General features: G+C 72.2%; 16 protein-coding genes and 1 pseudogene. 6 read left to right on the top strand and 11 right to left on the bottom strand.

Annotated elements, in window-relative coordinates; translation table 11 throughout:
- Nucleotides 1-109 precede the first annotated feature (109 nt).
- From VYL96_RS05715 to VYL96_RS05700, 4 genes and pseudogenes are all read right to left on the bottom strand, one after another.
- Nucleotides 110-1,498: pseudogene (locus tag VYL96_RS05715) on the bottom strand (WS/DGAT/MGAT family O-acyltransferase); the annotation flags it as partial.
- Nucleotides 1,499-1,656: 158 nt separating this feature from the next.
- Complete coding sequence (locus VYL96_RS05710) at nucleotides 1,657-1,866, bottom strand: hypothetical protein (protein ID WP_061913708.1); 210 nt, start codon at nucleotides 1,864-1,866, stop codon at nucleotides 1,657-1,659.
- Nucleotides 1,867-1,875: 9 nt separating this feature from the next.
- On the bottom strand, nucleotides 1,876-3,984 hold the full coding sequence (locus tag VYL96_RS05705) for a M3 family metallopeptidase (RefSeq protein ID WP_131884881.1): 2,109 nt from the start codon (nucleotides 3,982-3,984) through the stop codon (nucleotides 1,876-1,878).
- Between the two features lie 95 nt (nucleotides 3,985-4,079).
- Nucleotides 4,080-4,901: a TSUP family transporter gene (locus VYL96_RS05700; RefSeq protein WP_131884882.1), complete on the bottom strand. Its 822-nt coding sequence runs from the start codon at nucleotides 4,899-4,901 to the stop codon at nucleotides 4,080-4,082.
- A gap of 26 nt (nucleotides 4,902-4,927) precedes the next feature.
- On the opposite strand from VYL96_RS05700, the gene VYL96_RS05695 reads away from it, so the two are divergent.
- Nucleotides 4,928-5,440 carry a CGNR zinc finger domain-containing protein gene (locus tag VYL96_RS05695; RefSeq protein ID WP_131884883.1) on the top strand — a complete coding sequence of 171 codons (513 nt, stop codon included), beginning with the start codon at nucleotides 4,928-4,930 and terminating at the stop codon, nucleotides 5,438-5,440.
- 31 nt (nucleotides 5,441-5,471) lie between these two features.
- Here the strand turns inward: VYL96_RS05695 and lepA are convergent, their stop codons facing one another.
- Together lepA and VYL96_RS05685 are read right to left on the bottom strand one after the other, a co-directional pair.
- The gene (gene lepA / locus VYL96_RS05690) at nucleotides 5,472-7,331 is read right to left on the bottom strand and encodes a translation elongation factor 4 (RefSeq protein WP_131884884.1); all 1,860 of its coding nucleotides are present in this window, start codon (nucleotides 7,329-7,331) and stop codon (nucleotides 5,472-5,474) included.
- A gap of 59 nt (nucleotides 7,332-7,390) precedes the next feature.
- On the bottom strand, nucleotides 7,391-8,113 hold the full coding sequence (locus VYL96_RS05685) for an EthD domain-containing protein (protein WP_131884885.1): 723 nt from the start codon (nucleotides 8,111-8,113) through the stop codon (nucleotides 7,391-7,393).
- 32 nt (nucleotides 8,114-8,145) lie between these two features.
- Between VYL96_RS05685 and VYL96_RS05680 the strand changes: the two genes are divergently transcribed.
- Together VYL96_RS05680 and rpsT are read left to right on the top strand one after the other, a co-directional pair.
- Nucleotides 8,146-8,694, top strand: a complete 549-nt coding sequence (locus VYL96_RS05680) for a type II toxin-antitoxin system PemK/MazF family toxin (RefSeq protein ID WP_165928416.1) — start codon at nucleotides 8,146-8,148, stop codon at nucleotides 8,692-8,694.
- A gap of 528 nt (nucleotides 8,695-9,222) precedes the next feature.
- Nucleotides 9,223-9,483, top strand: coding sequence for a 30S ribosomal protein S20 (rpsT, locus tag VYL96_RS05675; protein ID WP_007629872.1), 261 nt, complete (start codon nucleotides 9,223-9,225; stop codon nucleotides 9,481-9,483).
- Between the two features lie 203 nt (nucleotides 9,484-9,686).
- Here the strand turns inward: rpsT and holA are convergent, their stop codons facing one another.
- Nucleotides 9,687-10,661 carry a DNA polymerase III subunit delta gene (holA, locus tag VYL96_RS05670; RefSeq protein ID WP_061913695.1) on the bottom strand — a complete coding sequence of 325 codons (975 nt, stop codon included), beginning with the start codon at nucleotides 10,659-10,661 and terminating at the stop codon, nucleotides 9,687-9,689.
- A 177-nt stretch (nucleotides 10,662-10,838) separates the two neighbouring features.
- Here holA and VYL96_RS05665 point away from each other — a divergent pair, with 177 nt between their 5' ends.
- The gene (locus VYL96_RS05665) at nucleotides 10,839-11,762 is read left to right on the top strand and encodes an SDR family oxidoreductase (protein WP_131884887.1); all 924 of its coding nucleotides are present in this window, start codon (nucleotides 10,839-10,841) and stop codon (nucleotides 11,760-11,762) included.
- A gap of 62 nt (nucleotides 11,763-11,824) precedes the next feature.
- On the opposite strand, the gene VYL96_RS05660 is transcribed toward VYL96_RS05665, so the two are convergent.
- Nucleotides 11,825-12,754 carry an SDR family NAD(P)-dependent oxidoreductase gene (locus VYL96_RS05660; RefSeq protein ID WP_131884888.1) on the bottom strand — a complete coding sequence of 310 codons (930 nt, stop codon included), beginning with the start codon at nucleotides 12,752-12,754 and terminating at the stop codon, nucleotides 11,825-11,827.
- Nucleotides 12,755-12,889: 135 nt separating this feature from the next.
- On the opposite strand from VYL96_RS05660, the gene VYL96_RS05655 reads away from it, so the two are divergent.
- Nucleotides 12,890-14,014, top strand: a complete 1,125-nt coding sequence (locus VYL96_RS05655) for an XdhC family protein (RefSeq protein ID WP_243699554.1) — start codon at nucleotides 12,890-12,892, stop codon at nucleotides 14,012-14,014.
- Entirely contained in the window at nucleotides 14,011-14,568 is a 558-nt protein-coding gene (locus tag VYL96_RS05650; RefSeq protein ID WP_131884890.1) for a nucleotidyltransferase family protein, read from the top strand. The genes VYL96_RS05655 and VYL96_RS05650 overlap by 4 nt, the downstream gene beginning before the upstream one ends.
- Nucleotides 14,569-14,598: 30 nt before the next feature.
- Here VYL96_RS05650 and VYL96_RS05645 read toward each other — a convergent pair whose 3' ends face one another.
- From VYL96_RS05645 to VYL96_RS05635, 3 genes are read right to left on the bottom strand one after another with little or no spacing between them, the layout of a single operon-like run.
- Complete coding sequence (locus VYL96_RS05645; protein WP_131884891.1) at nucleotides 14,599-16,701, bottom strand: xanthine dehydrogenase family protein molybdopterin-binding subunit; 2,103 nt, start codon at nucleotides 16,699-16,701, stop codon at nucleotides 14,599-14,601.
- Nucleotides 16,698-17,729: an FAD binding domain-containing protein gene (locus VYL96_RS05640; RefSeq protein WP_131884892.1), complete on the bottom strand. Its 1,032-nt coding sequence runs from the start codon at nucleotides 17,727-17,729 to the stop codon at nucleotides 16,698-16,700. The genes VYL96_RS05645 and VYL96_RS05640 overlap by 4 nt, the downstream gene beginning before the upstream one ends.
- Entirely contained in the window at nucleotides 17,726-18,259 is a 534-nt protein-coding gene (locus VYL96_RS05635; RefSeq protein WP_131884893.1) for a 2Fe-2S iron-sulfur cluster-binding protein, read from the bottom strand. The genes VYL96_RS05640 and VYL96_RS05635 overlap by 4 nt, the downstream gene beginning before the upstream one ends.
- Between the last annotated feature and the right edge of the window lie 127 nt (nucleotides 18,260-18,386).

Raw genomic sequence — 18,386 nt, 5'->3', positions numbered from 1 at the left:
GCTCGGCCACCTCGGTCGACTGCTCTTCGAGTGTGGCCACGGCCGTGGAGGTGCCCTCCCGTACGGCGACCTCGGCCCCGGCCGGGCCCGCCGGATCGCCACCGCCGTCGCGCTCGGCCGCCGCGACGACGAACTCCGCCAGTGCGTCCTCGACCGCGTTCGCCAGCGGCCAGGGATCCGGCACGAGGTCCTTACACCCGATGAACCCGAAGTGGAGGCGTCCGTCCAGCGACATCACAGTGCAGTTCAGGCCGGCGCCGTGGAACACCGGGCCCATCGGCATCATCTTCTCGATCTTCGCGCCCAGGAAGTACAGCGGGAAGTTGGGGCCGGGCACGTTCGAGACCACCAGGTTGTGCACGACCGGGTGACGCTCGGAGAGTCGCAGCCGCGAGTACATACGCACCGCGGCCCCGAACACCGACGGCGCGGCGAACTGCGCCCAGTCCGTGAGCAGGTTGGCGTCCAGGGCGTCGGTGTGGTCCTTGGCCACGGTGTTCGCGTCGCGGATCGCCTCGAGCCTCCCGACAGGGTCGTCGATATCCGTGGCCAGGGACATGAACATCCCCGACACCCGGTTGGTGCCCGGTCTGGACTCCGCGGCGTGCACGGACATCGGCACCATCGCGATGAGCGGCTTGCGCGGCAGGGCGTCCAGCCCGTCGAGGTACTTGCGCAGGGCGGTGGAGCACACGGCCAGCACCACGTCGTTGACCGTCGTGTCGAAGGCGTTCTTCACGCGCTTGACGTCCGCGAGGTCCACGCTGGCGAAGGAGATGGACCTGTGGCCGGTGATGGTGCGGTTGAACGGAGTGCGCGGGGCCGTGAACGGCGCGGGCATGGCCAGCCCCTTGCGGGCGCGGTAGATCCACGACGGCAACACCCCGAGCGTGCCCGGCAGCAGCGAGGCGAGCCGCCACGGCGTGGCCAGGCGGGACAGCGCCCCGCCGACGGCGAGCTCCAGTGCCCCGGAACCACCGGCGCTCTGACCGACCAGCTCCTCGTCGAGGTCCGGGTCCTCGGGCGTCAACGTGCACAGCTGCGAGAGCATGTTGGCTCCCGTGACGCCGTCCACCGTGGAGTGGTGCATCTTCACGAACACGGCGACCCTGCCGTCCTGCAGGCCCTCGATGACGTACATCTGCCACAGCGGCATCGACCGGTCGATCGGCTGGCCGGCGAGGTGTGCGCACAGCTCCGCGAGTTCGTGGTCCCCGCCGGGGGCGGGAATGCCGACGCGGTGCAGGTGGTGGTCGATGTTGAACTCCTCGTCCTCCACCCAGACCGGATGGTCCACGTTGAGCAGCGAGTCGTGCAGTTTGCGACGGAACGGGGGCATCGCGGTGATCCGCCGGGAGAGCTCGTCCCGCAGGGCCCCGAACGAGTACCCGTCCGGCATCTCGGACACATCCAGCACGATCAGCCCGCACACGTGCAGGAGCTGGGACCTGGTCTCGAAGTAGAGGAAGCTGGCGTCGAGCCCACTCAAGCGCTGCATGGAGGGAGTGTACGTCCGGGTTTCGCCCCACGGGTCGCGTTGGGAACGGTTCCGTGCAGCGAATGTGAACAGGGTCTACAGGACCTCGACGAGGACCCATGCGATCACGACGAACGCGATCAGCAGGACGAGGGCGAGCGTCACACGCGACCGGGGCATCAGCGGACCTCCTTCCCGGTCTCGGCGGTCCGCGGCGCGACGAGCGCGCGGAACCTCTGGACGAGCAGATCCGCGATCCACTCCACCGCCACGGCGGCGAGGAGGAACAGCGGGACCCCCATCGCGAGCATGATCGCGACCTGCAGGGGGAACGGCAGGGTGGCGAGCCAGAGCTCGACCCTGTCCCAGAACTGCAGGAACGCCGTCACGAAGGGATCCTACGACCGCCCGGTGGCGGCGGCGCGGCGGCCTCCCACCACCGAGGAGTCGAGTCCGCGTCGGCGCAGCAGGGCCGCCGTGTTCGGCTCGGACCCGCGCATCCGCCGGTAGGCGTCGAGGAAATCGATCGCGCCGCCCCGCGAGAGGACCTCGCGTCGCATCCGGTCCCCCGAGTCCCGCCTCAGCCCCCCGCGCTCCACGAACCACTCGGCGGCGTCGGCGTCGAGCACCTCGGCCCAGAAGTACGAGTAGTAGGCAGCCGAGTACCCGCCGGCGAAGATGTGCTGGAAGTACCGCGACCGGTAGCGCGGCTCGATGCCCGGTACGTCGAGGCCGGCACCGGCCAGCACACGGGCCTCGAACTCGTCGACGTCGGTGACGGCCTCCGCCTCCTCCGGGGTGAGCGAGTGCCACTCGAGGTCGATCAGGGCGGCGGCGAGGTACTCCACGGTGGCCTGGCCTTCGCCGAAGCGCTCGGCCTCCCGCATCCGCTCCACCAGTTCTTCACCGATCGGCTCCCCCGTCTCGACGTGCCGCGCGTAGCGGGCGAGCATCTCCGGCCGGCGCGCCCACATCTCGTTGACCTGGGACGGGAACTCGACGAAGTCGCGCGGGACCGAGGTGCCCGAGAACACCGGGTACTCCACGTCCGACAACAGTCCGTGCAGGGCGTGACCGAACTCGTGGAACATCGTCGTGACCTCGTCCATGGTGAGCAGCGTGGGCTGCCCCACCGCGGGACGGGCGAGGTTCATGACGTTGACGACCACCGGGCGGGAGTCCAGGAGCCGGGACTGGTCCCGGAACGAACTCATCCACGCCCCGCCGCGCTTGGTCGGACGGGCGTAGTAGTCCAACAACAGCAGGCCGACGCCGGCATCCGGCTCCGAGCGCTCGTCGTCGAACACCTCGATTACGCGGACATCGGGCAGGTATCCGGCGAGATCGGTGCGCTCGGCGAAGCGCAGGCCGTACAACTCCGACGCAGCGTGCATCACCCCGTCGTGCAGCACCCGCTCGAGCTCGAAGTACGGACGGACGGTCGCGTCGTCCACCCGGAACCGCTCGGCGCGCAGCCGCTCGGACTCCCACGCCCAGTCGGCGGGGTGCAGTTCGCGCTCCTCGCCACCGAGCAGGTCCTTGGCCTCGTTGCGGGCGTTGGTCACCGCGGCGTCGACCACGTCGAGCAGCAGACCGCGGGCCGCCTCCGGGGTCCCGGCCGTCTCCACGGCGAGGACGTGTTCGGCGTGGGACCCCAGCCCGAGCAGGCGGGCGCGCTCGGCGCGCAGGCGCACGATCTCCAGCACGATCGGGGTGTTGTCGTGACCCGGGGTCGCGCCCCGGCCCAGCGAGGCCTCCGACACGCGGCGGCGCAGGCCCGCGTCGTCGAGCCAGGCGGTGATCGGCTGGACCGTCGGCAGCCCGAGCGGGATCAGCCAGCCGTCCCGGCCCGCGTCGGCGGCGGTCGCGGCGAGCGTGGCACGCATCGACTCCGGCAGCCCGGCGAGTTCGGCCTCGTCGGTGACGGGGACGGCCAGTTCCGTGGTGGAAGCCAGCAGGTTCTCGCCGAACTCCGTGGTGAGCTCCGCGAGACGGGTGTCGATCGCGGTGAGGCGGGCCCGGCCCGCGTCGTCGAGCGCGGCACCGGCACGAAGCAGGTCCCGGTGGTGCCGGCGGACGAGCCGCGCGGTCTCGTCGTCGAGCCCCAGCTCGCCGGCCTCCAGCGCGGAGTGGACCGCGTCGACGCGCGCGAACAGGCCGGGGTCCGTCATCACGGCCGAACGGTGCGCGGCCAGCAGCGGCGAGACGACCCGTTCCACGGCCAGGCGGGCGGGCGTGGCGTCCGGGCCGAGCAGTCCGTAGAAGACCGACAGGACCCGGTCCAGAGCACGGCCCGAGCGCTCGAGCGCGACCACGGTGTTGTCGGCCGTCGGCGGCTCCGGGTTGCCCACGATCGCGGCGATCTCCGCCGCGTGATCGTCGATCGCGGTGCGGATGGCCGGCTCGAGATCCTCGTCCCGCACCGCCGCGAAGTCGGGCAGTCCGTACGGCAGCGGGGACTCGTCGAGCAGCGGGTGACGCGGGGCCTCGGGGCTCGGAGTGGTCATGAGGGGCAGTCTACGTCCGCTCCCCGACCGTGCCCCCGTCCGCTCACGACCGCCGCGCGGCAACGCACGTCACGTGCACCGCGCGGCAGCGCACCTCACATCCACTGCGCGGCGGTGTCCCACGCCAGCCTCACGGCCAGGATCGCGATGACCGCGAGGAACACGGTGCGGATGAACTCGTTGCCGCGGTTCATGGCCATGCGGGCCCCGAGGAAGCCCCCGGTGAGGTTGGCCAGGGCCATACAGCCGCCGAGGATCCACAGGACCTCGCCGTGCACACCGAACACGAGGATCGAGGCGAGGTTGGTGGTGAGGTTGGCGATCTTGGCGGCCACGGTGCCCTGGAGGAACCCGAAGCCCAGGAACGCGACGATCGCGATGACGAAGAAGGATCCCGTCCCCGGGCCGAGGATGCCGTCGTAGAAGCCCACCACCACGCCGATGAGCGCCGAGCGCCACGCGCGGGACCAGCCCGAGTGCCGCTCCTCGTGGACACGCCCCAGGCTCGGCTTGAACCACGTGTAGGCCCCCACCGTGACCACCGCCACCAGGACGAGCGGGGTGAGCAGCTCCTTGGGGATGAAGCGGGCGACGGACGAGCCCGCCGCGGAGCCCGCGAAGGCGGCCACGACCAGCGGCGCGACCATGGCCACCGGGACCCGGATCCGGCGCAGATAGGTCGCCGTGGCCATGAGCGTCCCGGCCACCGACGAGAGCTTGTTGGTGCCGAGGATCTCCGGGGTGGAGGTGTCGGCGGGGAGCCCGATGACCAGCGCCGGCAACTGGATGAGTCCGCCCCCGCCGACCACGGAGTCGACCCAGCCCGCGATGAACGCCGCCAGCACCAGGGCCGCGAGGACCCACACCGAGACACCGACGGCGGACGACGAGGCTGCGCTCGCCAGGGAGAAGGACATGCCGGTAACTGTGCTGTAATCGGTTTGTGTATATCAACCCTTACGGAGCCGATCCGGTCACCCTGGCCGCCGACCTGGCCAACCGCCGCCCCCGCACCACCCGCGAGCTGGTGGACCGCTGCCGCGAAGCGGGTGTGACCATCGATCGGAGCGCCTCCGACGCGGACCTCGGGGACCTGCTGACGTTCCTCGACGACTGGCTCGTCGTCGTCGACACCACCGACCCCCGTGAGCGCGCCACCGCGCTCAACGCCCTGCTCGCCGACCACTCGGGGCCGCCCCGCCTGACCGACCACGACGGACACTGGCACGTCCACTACCGCGCCGACGACGTCTCGTTCGCGCGGCTGCTCACCACCATGTTCTCGGTGGGCACCGCCCTGCACCTCACCTCACGCGGCATCGACCGGCTCGCGCGGTGCGCGGCCGACGACTGCGACGCCGTGTTCGCCGACACCACCCGCAACGGGCGCAAGGCGTACTGCTCGACGCGCTGCACGAACCGGTGCGCGGTCCGCCGCCACCGCGCACGGGTCTGACGCGGTCGCCGCCCGGACCCGCCGCCCGGACCTACTTCTTGTCCGTGCTCGAATCCGCCGACAGCGCCGCGACGAAGGCCTCCTGCGGCACGTCCACCCGGCCGATGGACTTCATCCGCTTCTTGCCCTCCTTCTGCTTCTCCAGCAGCTTGCGCTTACGGCTGATGTCGCCGCCGTAGCACTTGGACAGCACGTCCTTGCGGATGGCGCGGATGTTCTCGCGCGCGATGATCTTGGACCCGATCGCCGCCTGCACCGGCACCTCGTACTGCTGACGCGGGATGAGCTCCTTGAGCTTGACCGTCATCTTGTTGCCGTACGCCTGCGCGTGGTCGCGGTGCACGATCGCGCTGAACGCGTCCACGGCCTCGCCCTGCAGCAGGATGTCGACCTTGACCAGGTCCGCGATCTGCTCGCCGGCCTCCTCGTAGTCCATCGACGCGTAACCCTTGGTGCGGGACTTGAGGGAGTCGAAGAAGTCGAAGATGATCTCGCCCATCGGCAGCACGTAGCGCAACTCCACCCGCGTCTCCGACAGGTAGTCCATGCCCTTCATCTCGCCGCGCTTGGACTGGCACAGCTCCATGGTCGTGCCGACGAACTCGCTGGGCACGATGATCGTGCACTTGACGATCGGCTCGTAGACCTCGCGGTTCTTGCCCTCGGGCCAGTACGAGGGGTTGGTGACCTGGTGCTCGGAGCCGTCTTCGGCCACGACGCGGTACACGACGTTCGGGGCGGTGGAGATGAGGTCGAGGTTGAACTCGCGCTCCAGGCGGTCGCGCGTGATCTCCATGTGCAGCAGGCCCAGGAAGCCGCAGCGGAAGCCGAAGCCCAGCGCCACCGACGTCTCGGGCTCGTAGTCCAGGGACGCGTCGTTGAGGCGCAGCTTGTCCAGGGCGTCGCGCAGCACCGGGTAGTCCGAGCCGTCGATCGGATACAGGCCCGAGAAGACCATGGGGTTGGGCTCGGCGTACCCGGGGAGCGGCTCCTCCGCGCCGTTCCGCGCGGCGGTGACCGTGTCACCGACCTTGGACTGGCGGACGTCCTTCACGCCGGTGATGAGGTAGCCCACCTCGCCGGGGCCGAGCCCGTCCGTGGCCTTGGGCTCGGGCGAGATGATCCCCACCTCGAGCGCCTCGTAGGTGGTACCCGTGGACATCATCTTGACCTTCTCGCGCGGCTTGAGCGCGCCGTCGACCACGCGGACGTACGTGACCACACCGCGGTAGGTGTCGTACACCGAGTCGAAGATCATCGCCCGCGGCGGGGCCTCCGGGTCACCCACCGGGGCGGGGATGGTCTCGCACAGCTTGTCCAGCAGCGCCTCGACGCCCATGCCCGTCTTGCCGGAGACGCGCAGGACGTCGTCCGGCTCGCAGCCGATGATGTGGGAGATCTCCTCGGCGAACCGGTCGGGGTCCGCGGCCGGCAGGTCGATCTTGTTGAGCACGGGGATGATCTCGAGGTCGTTCTCCATGGCCAGGTAGAGGTTGGCCAGGGTCTGTGCCTCGATGCCCTGCGCGGCGTCCACCAGGAGGATCGCGCCCTCACACGCCTCGAGCGCGCGGGAGACCTCGTAGGTGAAGTCCACGTGACCGGGGGTGTCGATCATGTGCAGGACGATCTCCTCGCCCTCGTGCGCGCCGGAGCGCGGCACCCAGGGCAGGCGGACGTTCTGCGCCTTGATGGTGATGCCGCGCTCGCGCTCGATGTCCATGCGGTCGAGGTACTGGGCGCGCATGAGCCGCTCCTCGACCACGCCGGTGAGCTGCAGCATCCGGTCGGCCAGCGTCGACTTGCCGTGGTCGATGTGCGCGATGATGCAGAAGTTCCTGATCCTGGCCGGATCGGTGAACGTCGTCTCTGCGAAGTTGGGAATCTCGATCACTCCTGGAGGCGGGCCCGGGTGCTGCTGGATTGCGGTCCGTCCGGGCGATCACCCCATTGTCACACGCCCGCAGCCCGAACACCCACCACGTATCGGCCCGTGGGGACGGCGTCCACGGTGCCGTCGTCGAGGAACCGCGCGGTCGACGCGGTCATCGCCCGCATGTTGGCCGTCATACGCTCGTCGTCCCCTCGCGCGTCGAAGAACACGCCCAGGTCCGTCGCCGCCTCGGCGGGGAAGACCTCCTCCACGATCCCGTCGATCCGCGGGGCGTCCGGCGTGAGCGCGCGGACCACCACGTGCTGGGTGTAAGAGGTGGTGGACTGGGTATCGATCGCCACCCGCGTGTGCTTCTCGAGCCACACACGCAGCCACTCCTCACGCCCGATCCGCTCCGGCCGGCGCAGGAACGCGATGTTGGCCATCCCCTCGCAGCGCCCGTCGGGTCCGGGCACCGGGGCCGGCAGGGGTTCGGACGCGGTGACTGACCACGCCGACACCGGCCCGAGCGCCTCCAGCGCCGCGAGGAGTTCCGCACACGCGGTGGCCGAGGCGACCGGCACCCGGGTGCGGACCACCGCGAGCACCGGCAGCTCGGTGACGCGCACGTCGATCATCGCGCCGGCGACCTGTTCGTCGCGCACGTTGACCACGACCTCGTCGACGCCCAGTGCGGCCAGCGGCCCCGTCACGGCCTCCGCGATCCGCCCGCGCAACTCCTGCGCCCCCGCCGGCCCGACCGGCCCGTCCTGTGCCCACACCACGGCCAACAGCATGTCCATGGGCTGATCCTATGGCGGTTACCCTGACGGGCATGGCAATCGACTGGGCCCGCGTGGGTCGCACGGCGGTCCGGATGGGCCGTAGATACGGACCGACGGTCGCGCGCGAGGTGCGCAGGCGTCTGGACGACCGGGGCGCCTCCCCCGCCCTCTCGCGTCAGGCCGGCGCCCCGGGCCGGCCGGCCACGACGCGCACCGCGCCCACCTCGAGCCGCGCGCGCACGATCTCCTACACCCCGGACCTGGACGGTCACGCCGATCCCGGCGAGATCGTGTGGACGTGGGTGGAGTTCGAGGAGAACGACGGACGCGGCAAGGACCGGCCGGTCCTGGTGGTGGGGCGCGACGGGGACCGTCTGCTCGGCCTCCAGTTGTCGTCGAAGGACAAGCGGGACGACGACGAGGAGTGGCTCGGACTCGGATCGGGGCCCTGGGACTCCGAGGGCCGGCCGAGCTGGGTGCGCCTGGACCGGGTGCTGGACGTCCCCGAGCAGGGCATCCGACGCGAGGGCGCGATTTGCCCGCGACAGAAGTTCGAGCAGGTCGCCGAGCGGCTCCGCGCGGACTACGGCTGGCGCTGACTACGGCTGGCGCTGACGCCGGTAGTCCCGCGCCGCCTCCGCAGCTGGCGCGGACGCCGGTTGTCCCGCGCCGCCTCCGCAGTCGCCCCTCCCAGCCGCCCTCCCCAGCCACGCCACGTATCGGATCCCGCTACGCCTACGGGACCCCTTAGGCGTAGCGGGATCGGATGGGTGGCGTGCGGCGATGAGTCCCTCCGTCATGGATGAGTCCGTCCGTGATGACCCGCCGCGGGCGCGGGCCTCGCGGTCTCCGTGGGCAACCGCCGGGCGCCTGCCGGGCGCCTGCCGGGCGCCTGCCGGGCGCCTGCCGGGCGCCTGCCGGGTGGCCGACTGGGCGGCGTCGCAGTAACGTTGTCGTGCGTCGACGGGGTCGGCCGACGTTTTGGCCGGTGAGAACCCCACTGGTAAAGTGGGCCGTCGGTGTCCACCGGAGCACGTTCCACGTGCCCGCACGGACGAGACGACCAGACATCAGATCGGCGGGATCCCCTCGTGGAGCCGTCGACACACGACATAAAGGTGTGACGAGTGGCCAACATCAAGTCCCAGATCAAGCGGAACCGCACCAACGAGCGCAACCGCCTCCGTAACCAGTCGACCAAGTCGGCTCTGCGTACCGCCATCCGCAGCCTGCGTGAGGCCACCGAGTCCGGTGACAAGGAGAAGGCCGGCGCCCTGCTCGTCGCCACCTCCCGCCAGCTCGACAAGGCCGCCAGCAAGGGTGTCATCCACCAGAACCAGGCCGCCAATAAGAAGTCGGCGCTGACCAAGGCCGTCAACAGCCTCTGAGTCACCCCGGCGCTCCCCCGCCGGGAGCCGCCCAGCCCCGCGTCAGCGTCACCGACGCGTCGAGGCTCCGAGGGCCCACTCCGCACCACGTGCGCGGGGTGGGCCCTCGTCGTGCCCCCGGCTTCGGCGAGCGGGGGCGCCGGGTGTCCGGCCGGGGCGAACGGCCCGGTCGGACGGGACGGTGCCGGGCCCGATCGGCCCGTCTACAGGGAGGCCAGCGACCCGACCTCGCGCACCGCGCGCTCGAGGGCGTAGTACGGGTTCTCCGCCCGCCCCTTGACCTCGCCGTTGAGACGCGCGACCACCTGCAGCGCACTGCCCAGCGTCTCGATGGACCAGTAGCGCGTCTGGGCGGTGACCTTCTTGACCTTCCACGGCGGCAGGCCCTGCTTCGCCAGCTCCGCCGGCGGCACGCCACGCTGCGTACCCACCAGGGCGATCGAGTTCACCGCATCCGCCAGCGCGTCGGCGAGCACCACCTCCGGCACCCCGGTGTGCAGCGCCCACTCGAGCGCCTCGATCGCGCCGGCCACGTCCCCGGTCACGGCGCGCTCGGCCACCGTGAACCCGCTGACGCCCACCACCCCGGAGTGGTAGCGCCGGACGGCTTCCACGTCCACTTTGCCGCCGGTGTCGGCCACGAGCTGTCCGCACGCCGACGCCAGCTGACGGAGGTCGGTCCCCACAGCCTCGACCAGTGCTTCGCACGCCTCGGGTGCCACACGCACGTCCAGGCCCCGGAACTCGGACCGCACGAACCCCACCACGTCCATGTGGCGGGTGAGCTTGCCGGCCGCGTGCTCCTCCGCGCCGGCCCTGCGGAGATCCGCCACCAGTGCCTTGGCGCGCCCGCCGCCGGTGTGCTGGACCACCAGGACCGTCTCCGGCGGCAGGTCCCGCGCGGCATCCAGCACCGCAGCCTGGGCGTCCTTGCCCAGTTCCGCGGCGCCGGTGACGACCACGATCCGCGCCTCGCCGAACAGAGACGGCGAGAGCAGCTCGAACAGCTGCGGGGCCGTCACCTCGGGACCACCCAGCCGGGAGACCACCGGCGGGTCCTGCCCGGCCGGCGTGGCCGCGCGGACCGCCGAGACGACGCCCGTGGTGGCGCGCTCGGTGAGGAACTCGTCCTCCCCCAACACCAGGTGCAACACAGCGGGTGCGGACCCCGATGCCATCTGCGCTCCTCGTCGTCGTTCTCGTCGTCGTCGTGCCCCGTCATCGTGCCACGCGCCTCCGACCGGTCGCCCGCTCCCCGGCCCGTGGCTACGTTGGGGCACCGAGGCCACCCCGACGGGCGACGCCGAGGCGTCGCCCCGGGCGCGCGGAATCACACCCGACCCGGAAGGTAGGACATGAGCCAGAACCAGGACACCCACACCACCCGGACCGACCAGCTGACGTTCCAGAACCCCGTCACGAGGTACCCCGCCATCGAGCCGCCGGTCCAGCACCAGCCCGAGCCGGGCCTGGGCGTCGACCTCGAGCCGCGCGCCGACGTCGGCGAGCACTCCTACCGGGGTACCGGTCGGCTCACCGGCCGCAGGGCGCTCATCACCGGCGGTGACTCCGGGATCGGCGCCGCGGTGGCCATCGCCTTCGCCCGCGAGGGCGCCGACGTGGCCATCCACCACCTGCCCGCCGAGGAGGCCGACGCCCGCGCCGTCGCGGAGATCATCGAGCGCGAGGGACGCACGGTGGCGCTCCTGCCCGGCGACCTCACCGACCGCACGTCCTGCGAGGGCCTCGCCGATACCGCGGCGGAGCAGCTCGGCGGGCTCGACATCCTCGTGAACAACGCGGGCAAGCAGGTCGTGGCCCCGGACCTCGAGGACCTGCCCGACGACCAACTCACCGACACCTACGGGGTGAACATCATCGGGATGGTCCGCGTGACCAAGGGCGCGCTGCGGCACCTCGAGCCCGGGTCGACGATCATCAACACCACCTCGGTGGTGGCGTACATGCCCGCGCCGAACCTGCTGGACTACTCCTCGACCAAGGCGGCGATCAACAACTTCACCAAGGGCCTCGCGCAGCAGCTCGCACCCAAGGGCATCCGCGTCAACGCCGTCGCGCCCGGCCCGATCTGGACGCCTCTACAGGTGTCGGACGGGCAGGAGAAGGAGGACCTGCCGGAGTTCGGGAAGTCCACTCCGCTCGGACGGGCCGGACAGCCCACCGAGCTCGCGCCCGCCTACGTGTTCCTCGCGTCGCCCGAGTCGAGCTACGTGGTCGGCGAGACGCTCGCGGTGACCGGCGGCATGCCGACGCCCTAGCGCGGCCGCGAGGCGCTCCGCGGCGCGGCCTCACGGGGGCGCGGCCTCACGGGGGCGCGGCCTCACGGGCGGCGCTCGCCGTCCTCCATCACCATCCGCTCGCGGGTGTCGCCGTGCACCTCGGTCCCCTCCGCGATCGGCTCGTGGAGGGCGCCCGAGGTGTCCGGGGCGGGCGTGCCCTTGCCGATCTCCGACTCCGAGAGCTTGCCGGAGAACCGCTCGGTGAGCTCCTTGAACAGCCGGTGCGAGGCGTGGGAGCCGCGCGCCTTGGGGCCGACCGGCTGCTCCTGCTGCGGGTCGACGCACGCGTCGACGATCGCGTCGACGACGATGTCCGGGTCGTCCATCGCCGCCAGCCTCGGCGCGTGGCCGGTGTAGTTGCCCACGTGGTCCCACCAGGGCGTGTCGGCCGCCCACGGCAGGATGGTGCCGACCTTGATCGTCTCGTGCAGTCCGGCGAGCCGCAGCTCCTCGTTGAGCGAGCGGCCCAGGCTCGTGATGCCGGCCTTCACCGAGGCGTAGCTGGCCTGGTACGCGAGCGGCACCTCGCCGGCGACCGAGCTGACATTGACCAACACGCCCTCGCCGCGATCGACGAACCGGCGCAGCGCCACGTGGGCGCCGGTCATCATCCCCTTGAGGTCCACGTCGACGAGCCGCGCGTGGTCGGCGAGCGGGATCTCCCAGAACAGGCCCATGACGCCGACCGCGGCGTTGTTGACCCAGACGTCGATGTGCCCGAACCGGTCCTCGGCGGCCGTCGCGAGCCGCTCGACCGCGTCGGCGTCGCTGACGTCGGTGGGCACCGCCAGCGCGGTGCCGCCGGAGTCGGTGATCTGCGCGACCACCTCGTCGAGGACGTCCGGGCGTCGGGCGGCGACGACGACGTGGGCGCCCAGCTCACCCAGTTTCAGCGCCGTGCCGCGGCCGAATCCGCTCGAGGCGCCCGTCACCACGACCGTCCGTCCTGCCAGGTCTTCCCGCTTGCTCATTCCTGCCTCCTGAGGGTCGGCGACGTCGGGATCCGTTCTCGCGGTTCATGGTCCACCGCGTGCGCTGGCCGTGCATCCGGTCAGTGGCCCGGGCAGCGGATGCGGCGGCGCGCGGGGCCCGCGATACTGGGCGGCGTGGATCTCGTGCTCGACGCCGTGCGGCGGTGGCGCCGCGACGGGACGCCGTGTGCCCTTGCCCGGGTCGTCCACACCGGGGGCTCGGCGCCCCTGCCGGCGGGTGCCGCGATGGCGGTCGCCGCCACCGGTGACGTCGTCGGCGGGGTCTCGGGCGGCTGCGTGGACGGGACCGTGTTCGAGCTGTGCCGGCAGGTCCTCGACGACGGTCGCCCCGCCCTGGCGCGGTTCGACGGGTCCGACGGCTCCCCGCTCTCCGAGGGGCCGACGTGCGGCGGGACGTCAGAGGTCTTCGTCCAGCCCGTCGACGCCGCGGGCCATACGCTGCTGGGCCGTCTCGACGAGATGCTGCGTGGCCGAGAACCCGTCTTCCTGGCGACCGCGCTGACGGGCGACCGTGCCGGCACGCACCTGCTCGTCGGAGCCGACGGCGCCGAGGGCTCCCTCGGCGACGACGACCTCGACCGGCGCATCGCCCGCCTCGCGGCCGGACACCTCGGCCGGGCCGGCGCGATCACGATCGACTTCGACGGCCGCGCCAGCCCCGACGACGACGGCCACCACGACGGCCCCCACCGGGAAGGCGACCGGGTGGCCCGCGTCCTGCTGCACTCCTTCGCCTCCCCCACCCTGCTGGTCTTCGGCGCCAGCGCGTTCGGCGAGGCACTGAGCCGCGTCGGCGCGATGCTCGGCTACCGGGTGGTGGTCTGCGACGCCCGACCCGCGTTGAGCCGACCGGAACGGTTCCCCGACGCCCACGAGGTCGTCACCCGGTGGCCGCACGACCACCTGGCCTCGGTGCCCGTCGACGAGACCACGGCCATCTGCGTGCTCACGCACGACCACAAGTTCGACATCCCGCTCCTGAGCGCCGCTCTGCGCGGCCGCGCGGGATTCGTCGGGGCGATGGGCAGCCGACGCGTCCACGCCGAGCGCCTGGAGTTGTTGCGGGCCGAGGGCCTCACCGAGAGCGAGCTGGCACGACTACGCTCCCCCATCGGCCTGGACCTCGGTGCGCGCACCGCCGAGGAGACGGCGTTGTCGATCGCCGCCGAACTCGTCGCGCACCGGCGCGGCGGCTCCGGCGCCCCGCTGTCCGGGCTCGACGTGGCGATACACCGGTGACCGGGCTCGTCCTCGCGGCCGGGGCCGGCCGGCGCTTCGGCCGCCCCAAGGCCCTGATCGAGCTCGACGGCACGCGGCTCGTCGACCGCGCCGTGGCCCTGCTCCGCGAAGGCGGGTGCGATCGCGTCGTCGTGGTCAGCGGTGCGGTCGAACTCGCCGTGCCGGGCGCCGAGGTGGTGCCCAATCCGCTGTGGGAGACGGGGATGGGGTCGTCGCTTCGCGCCGGGCTCACGGCGATCGGCGGGGACGACGTCGTGGTGGTGCCCGTGGACATGCCCTGGCTCGGTGCGGAGGCGGTCCGCCGCGTCGCCGCCGCCGGGTCCTCGCTGGCGGTCGCGACCTACGGCGGGATCCGAGCCCACCCGGTCCTCCTCGGCGCCGACCACCACGCGGGCGTCATCGACTCGGCGTCCGGCGACGCCGGGGCCCGTCACTACCTCCGGGCGCACTCCCACCTGGTCACGGAGGTCCCCTGCGACGGCACGGGGTCGCCGCGCGACGTCGACCGGCCGGAGGATCTGGCGTCCGCGGCCGGCGACCACCGCGCCCGCTGAGCCCCGCTTGACCGGCGGTCGCCGCCGCGCCTACTGATCGACCGGAAGGTACTCCAGCAGCGCGTCGGCGTGGACGGGCAGGTCGCGGATGCGCGCACCGGTGGCGTTGTGGATCGCGTTGACCACGGCGGCCGCGCTGCCGACGTTGCCGATCTCCCCCGCCCCTCGCGTGCCCATCGGGGTCGCGAACTCGTCGACCTCGTCCAGCCAGACCGCGTCGATGTCGGTGGCGTCGGCGTGGGTGGACACGTGGTAGTCCGCGAGGTTCTGGGTGACGACGTGGCCGAACCGGGTGTCGCGGACGCTCTGCTCGTGCAGCGCCATGGACAGCCCGAAGGTCATGCCGCCGATGAACTGCGACCGCACGGTGCGGGGATTGACGACCCGGCCGATCGAGAAGACGCCGAGCATCCGCGGCACCCGGATCTCGCCGGTGTCGGCGTCCACGCGGGCCTCCACGAAGTGGGCGCCGAACGAGATCGCGCGATAGCGCTCGAGCTCGGGGTTGTCGCCGGCGGCGGCGGTGGTCTCCGCACCCGCCGGCGGGTCGCCGCCGTACCGCGTCCGGAACCGCCCGGCCGCGGCGAAGATGGCCGAGCCCCACGACGAGATGCCGGACGAGCCGCCGGCAACGGTGGCGTACGGCAGGGCGGTGTCGCCGATCTCCAGGGTGATGGCCTCGGCGGGGACCCCGAGGGCGTCCGCGGCGACCAGGGTGAGCGCGGTCCACGTGCCGGTGCCGATGTCCACGGCGCCGACCTGCACGCGGTAGCGGCCGCCGCCCTCCGCGCGGATCGTGGCCTGCGACCCGGGCTGCACCATGTGCGGGTACGCGGCGCTGGCGACGCCGTAGCCGACCAGCCAGCGACCGTCCCGGCGGGACGCCGGTGTCGCGGGGCGCTCAGACCACCCGAACCGCTCGGCGCCCTCGCGCAAGCAGTCGACCAGACGCCGCGAGGACCACGGCCTACCGGACTCGGGGTCGGTCTCCGGGTCGTTGCGCACCCGCAGCTCGATCGGGTCGAGCCCGCACGCCTCGGCGAGCTCGTCCATCGCGACCTCGGCCGCGAACGCGCCCGGGGCCTCCCCCGGCGCCCGCATCCAGTACGGGGCCGGCACGTCCAGGGGGACGGCGTGGTGGAAGGTCCGGCGGTTGGGCGCGGCGTACATCGAGCGCGACGGCGCGGCCGACTGCTCGACGAACTCCTTGACCCGCGAACTCTGCGACCACGCCTCGTGGCCGATCGCGGTGAGGCGGCCGTCAGCGTCGGCGGCCAGCCGGATCCGCGAGACCGTCCGCGGGCGGTAACCTACGAAGACGAACATCTGCTGCCGGGTCACCGCATACTTGACGAGTCGGCCCGGCAGATGCATGGCGCCCAGCGCCGCCAACACGTCGTGGGCGTGCGGCGCGCCCTTGGATCCGAACCCGCCGCCGACGTGCGGGGCGATCACCCGGATCTGCTCGACCTCCAGCCCGAGGACGGGCGCGAGCGTGGAGGCCACGCCGTGCGGGGACTGCGTGGAGTCGTACATGGTCAGCAACGGGCCGTCGGGGTCCCAGTGCGCCGAGACGGCGTGCGGCTCCATCGGGTTGTTGTGCTCCTCCGGCGTGGAGTAGCTCTGATCCACCACGTGGCCATGCGTCTGCGCGCGGGCGAGCGACGGCCCCATCTCGCCGGTCGCCGACGCGGGCTCGTAGCCGCCGTTGACCACCTCGGGCTCGTAGACGTCCGGGTGGTCGGTGCGGAAGCCGACGTCGTGGGGCTGCTGGTCGTACTCCACCCGCACCAGCGACTGCGCCCACCGGGCCGCCTCCGCCGTCTCGGCCAGGACGAGACCGATCGGCTGGCCGCGGTAGAGCACGTCGGTGTCCTGACAGACCACGTACTCGCGCTCGGAGGTGTCGGCCAGCCGCGGGGCGTTCCACGGCGTGAGGACGGCCAGCACCCCGGGCTGCGCCTCGGCCTCGGCGGTGTCCATGGAGGAGACGGAGCCACGCGCGATGGTGGACGTGACCGGGTGGAGGAACACGGGCTCGCCGGGTCCGGTGTGCTCGAAGGCGTACTGCGCGGTCCCGGTGACCTTGGCGGGCCCGTCGAGCCGCGGGGTCGAGGTGCCGATGGCACTCATCGCGGATCCTCCTCTCCGGTGGCGCCCGTGCGGCCGCCCGCGGCCTCGGCCGCGAGGTCACGCAGGACGGCGATCACGGTCCGCCGCAGCAGGGGGATCTTGAATCCGGTCCCCTCTACGGGCGTCGCGTCCGCGAGTTCGGCGTCCGCCGCCTCGGCGAACGCGGAGGTCGAGGCGGCACGGCCGACGAGCAATTCCTCGGCCTTCGTGGCCCGCCATGGCTTGTGCGCGACACCGCCGCACGCGATCCGGACGCCGGTGATCACCTCGTCGTCGTCGATCTCCAGGTGCGCGGCGACGGAGACGATCGCGAAGGCGAACGACGCCCGGTCGCGGACCTTGCGGTAGGTGGAGACGGCGCCGGGCGCCGGCGGTGGCAGCTCCACCGCGACCACGAGCTCGTCATGCTCGAGGATCGTGTCGAGATGCGGTTGGTCGCCCGGCAGGCGGTGGAACTCCGTGGCCGGTATCCGACGCTCGCCGCCGGGCCCGAGGGCCACCACCGTCGCGTCGAGCACGGCCAGAGCGACGGCCATGTCGGAGGGGTGGGTGGCGATGCAGTCGTCCGAGTGGCCGAACACGGCGTGGTAGCGGGTGTAGCCGCCGATCGCCGAACATCCCGTGCCGGGGTCGCGCTTGTTGCACGGGGTGGTGACGTCCTGGAAGTACACGCAGCGGGTGCGCTGGAGCAGGTTGCCGCCGGTCGTCGCGAGGTTACGCAGCTGCGGCGAGGCCGCCGAGAGCAGCGCCCGGCTCAGCACCGGGTAGCCCCTGCGAATGGCGGGGTGTCCGGCCAGGTCGGCGTTGCGGACGTTGGCGCCGATCCGCACCCCGCCCCCGTCCAGCTCGTCGACGGTGTCCAGCGGGAGCCGGGACACGTCCACGATGACGTCGGGGGTCGCCACCCCGAGCTTCATGAGGTCGACCAGGTTGGTGCCGCCGGCCAGCGGCCTCGCGCCGTCATGCTCGCTCAACAGCGCGACGGCCGCGTCGGTGTCCTCCGGGCGCTCGTAGCGGAAGGGTCTCATCGCCGGGCCCCGTCCCGGTCGGCGGGCGCGGAGTCCCGGACCTGTCGTATCGCGGCGACGATGTTCGGGTACGCCGCGCACCGACACAGGTTGCCGCTCATCCGTTCCCGGATCTCCTCGTCGGTCAGCTCGACCTCGGCGTCGAGATCCTCCGTGACGTGGCTCGGGGCGCCCCGCCCGGCCTCGTCGAGCATCCCCACGACGCTGCACACCTGCCCGGGTGTGCAGTACCCGCACTGGAACGCGTCGGTATCGATGAACGCCTGCTGGACCGGATGGAGCCCGTCCTCGGACAACCCGGCCGCCGTGACGACGTCCCGGCCGTCCTGTGCCACCGCCAGCGACAGGCAGGAGGTGACCCGGCGGTCGTCGACCAGCACGGTGCACGAACCGCATTGACCGTGGTCGCACCCCTTCTTGGGCGAGTAGTTGCCGACCCGGTCGCGCAGCGCGTCCAGCAGCGTGGTCCGCGTGTCCACCGTGAGCTCGTGCTGCGCGCCGTCGACCCGGAGCGTGATGCGCATCTCCATGAGCCGACTGTAGGTGCGCCCGCGGGGTGGGCGCGACCGGTCGGCGGGGGCGCACGCGGTGGCCGATGTCCGGCATGCGCTTACCCTCGGGTGTCCGGGACCATCCCACCGCGGGCCGCCCGACCGC

Origin of the sequence: Dietzia maris (assembly GCF_036287335.1) — a bacterium.
GTDB lineage: Bacteria > Actinomycetota > Actinomycetes > Mycobacteriales > Mycobacteriaceae > Dietzia > Dietzia cinnamea.
This window is presented reverse-complemented; position numbering and strand designations above follow the sequence as displayed.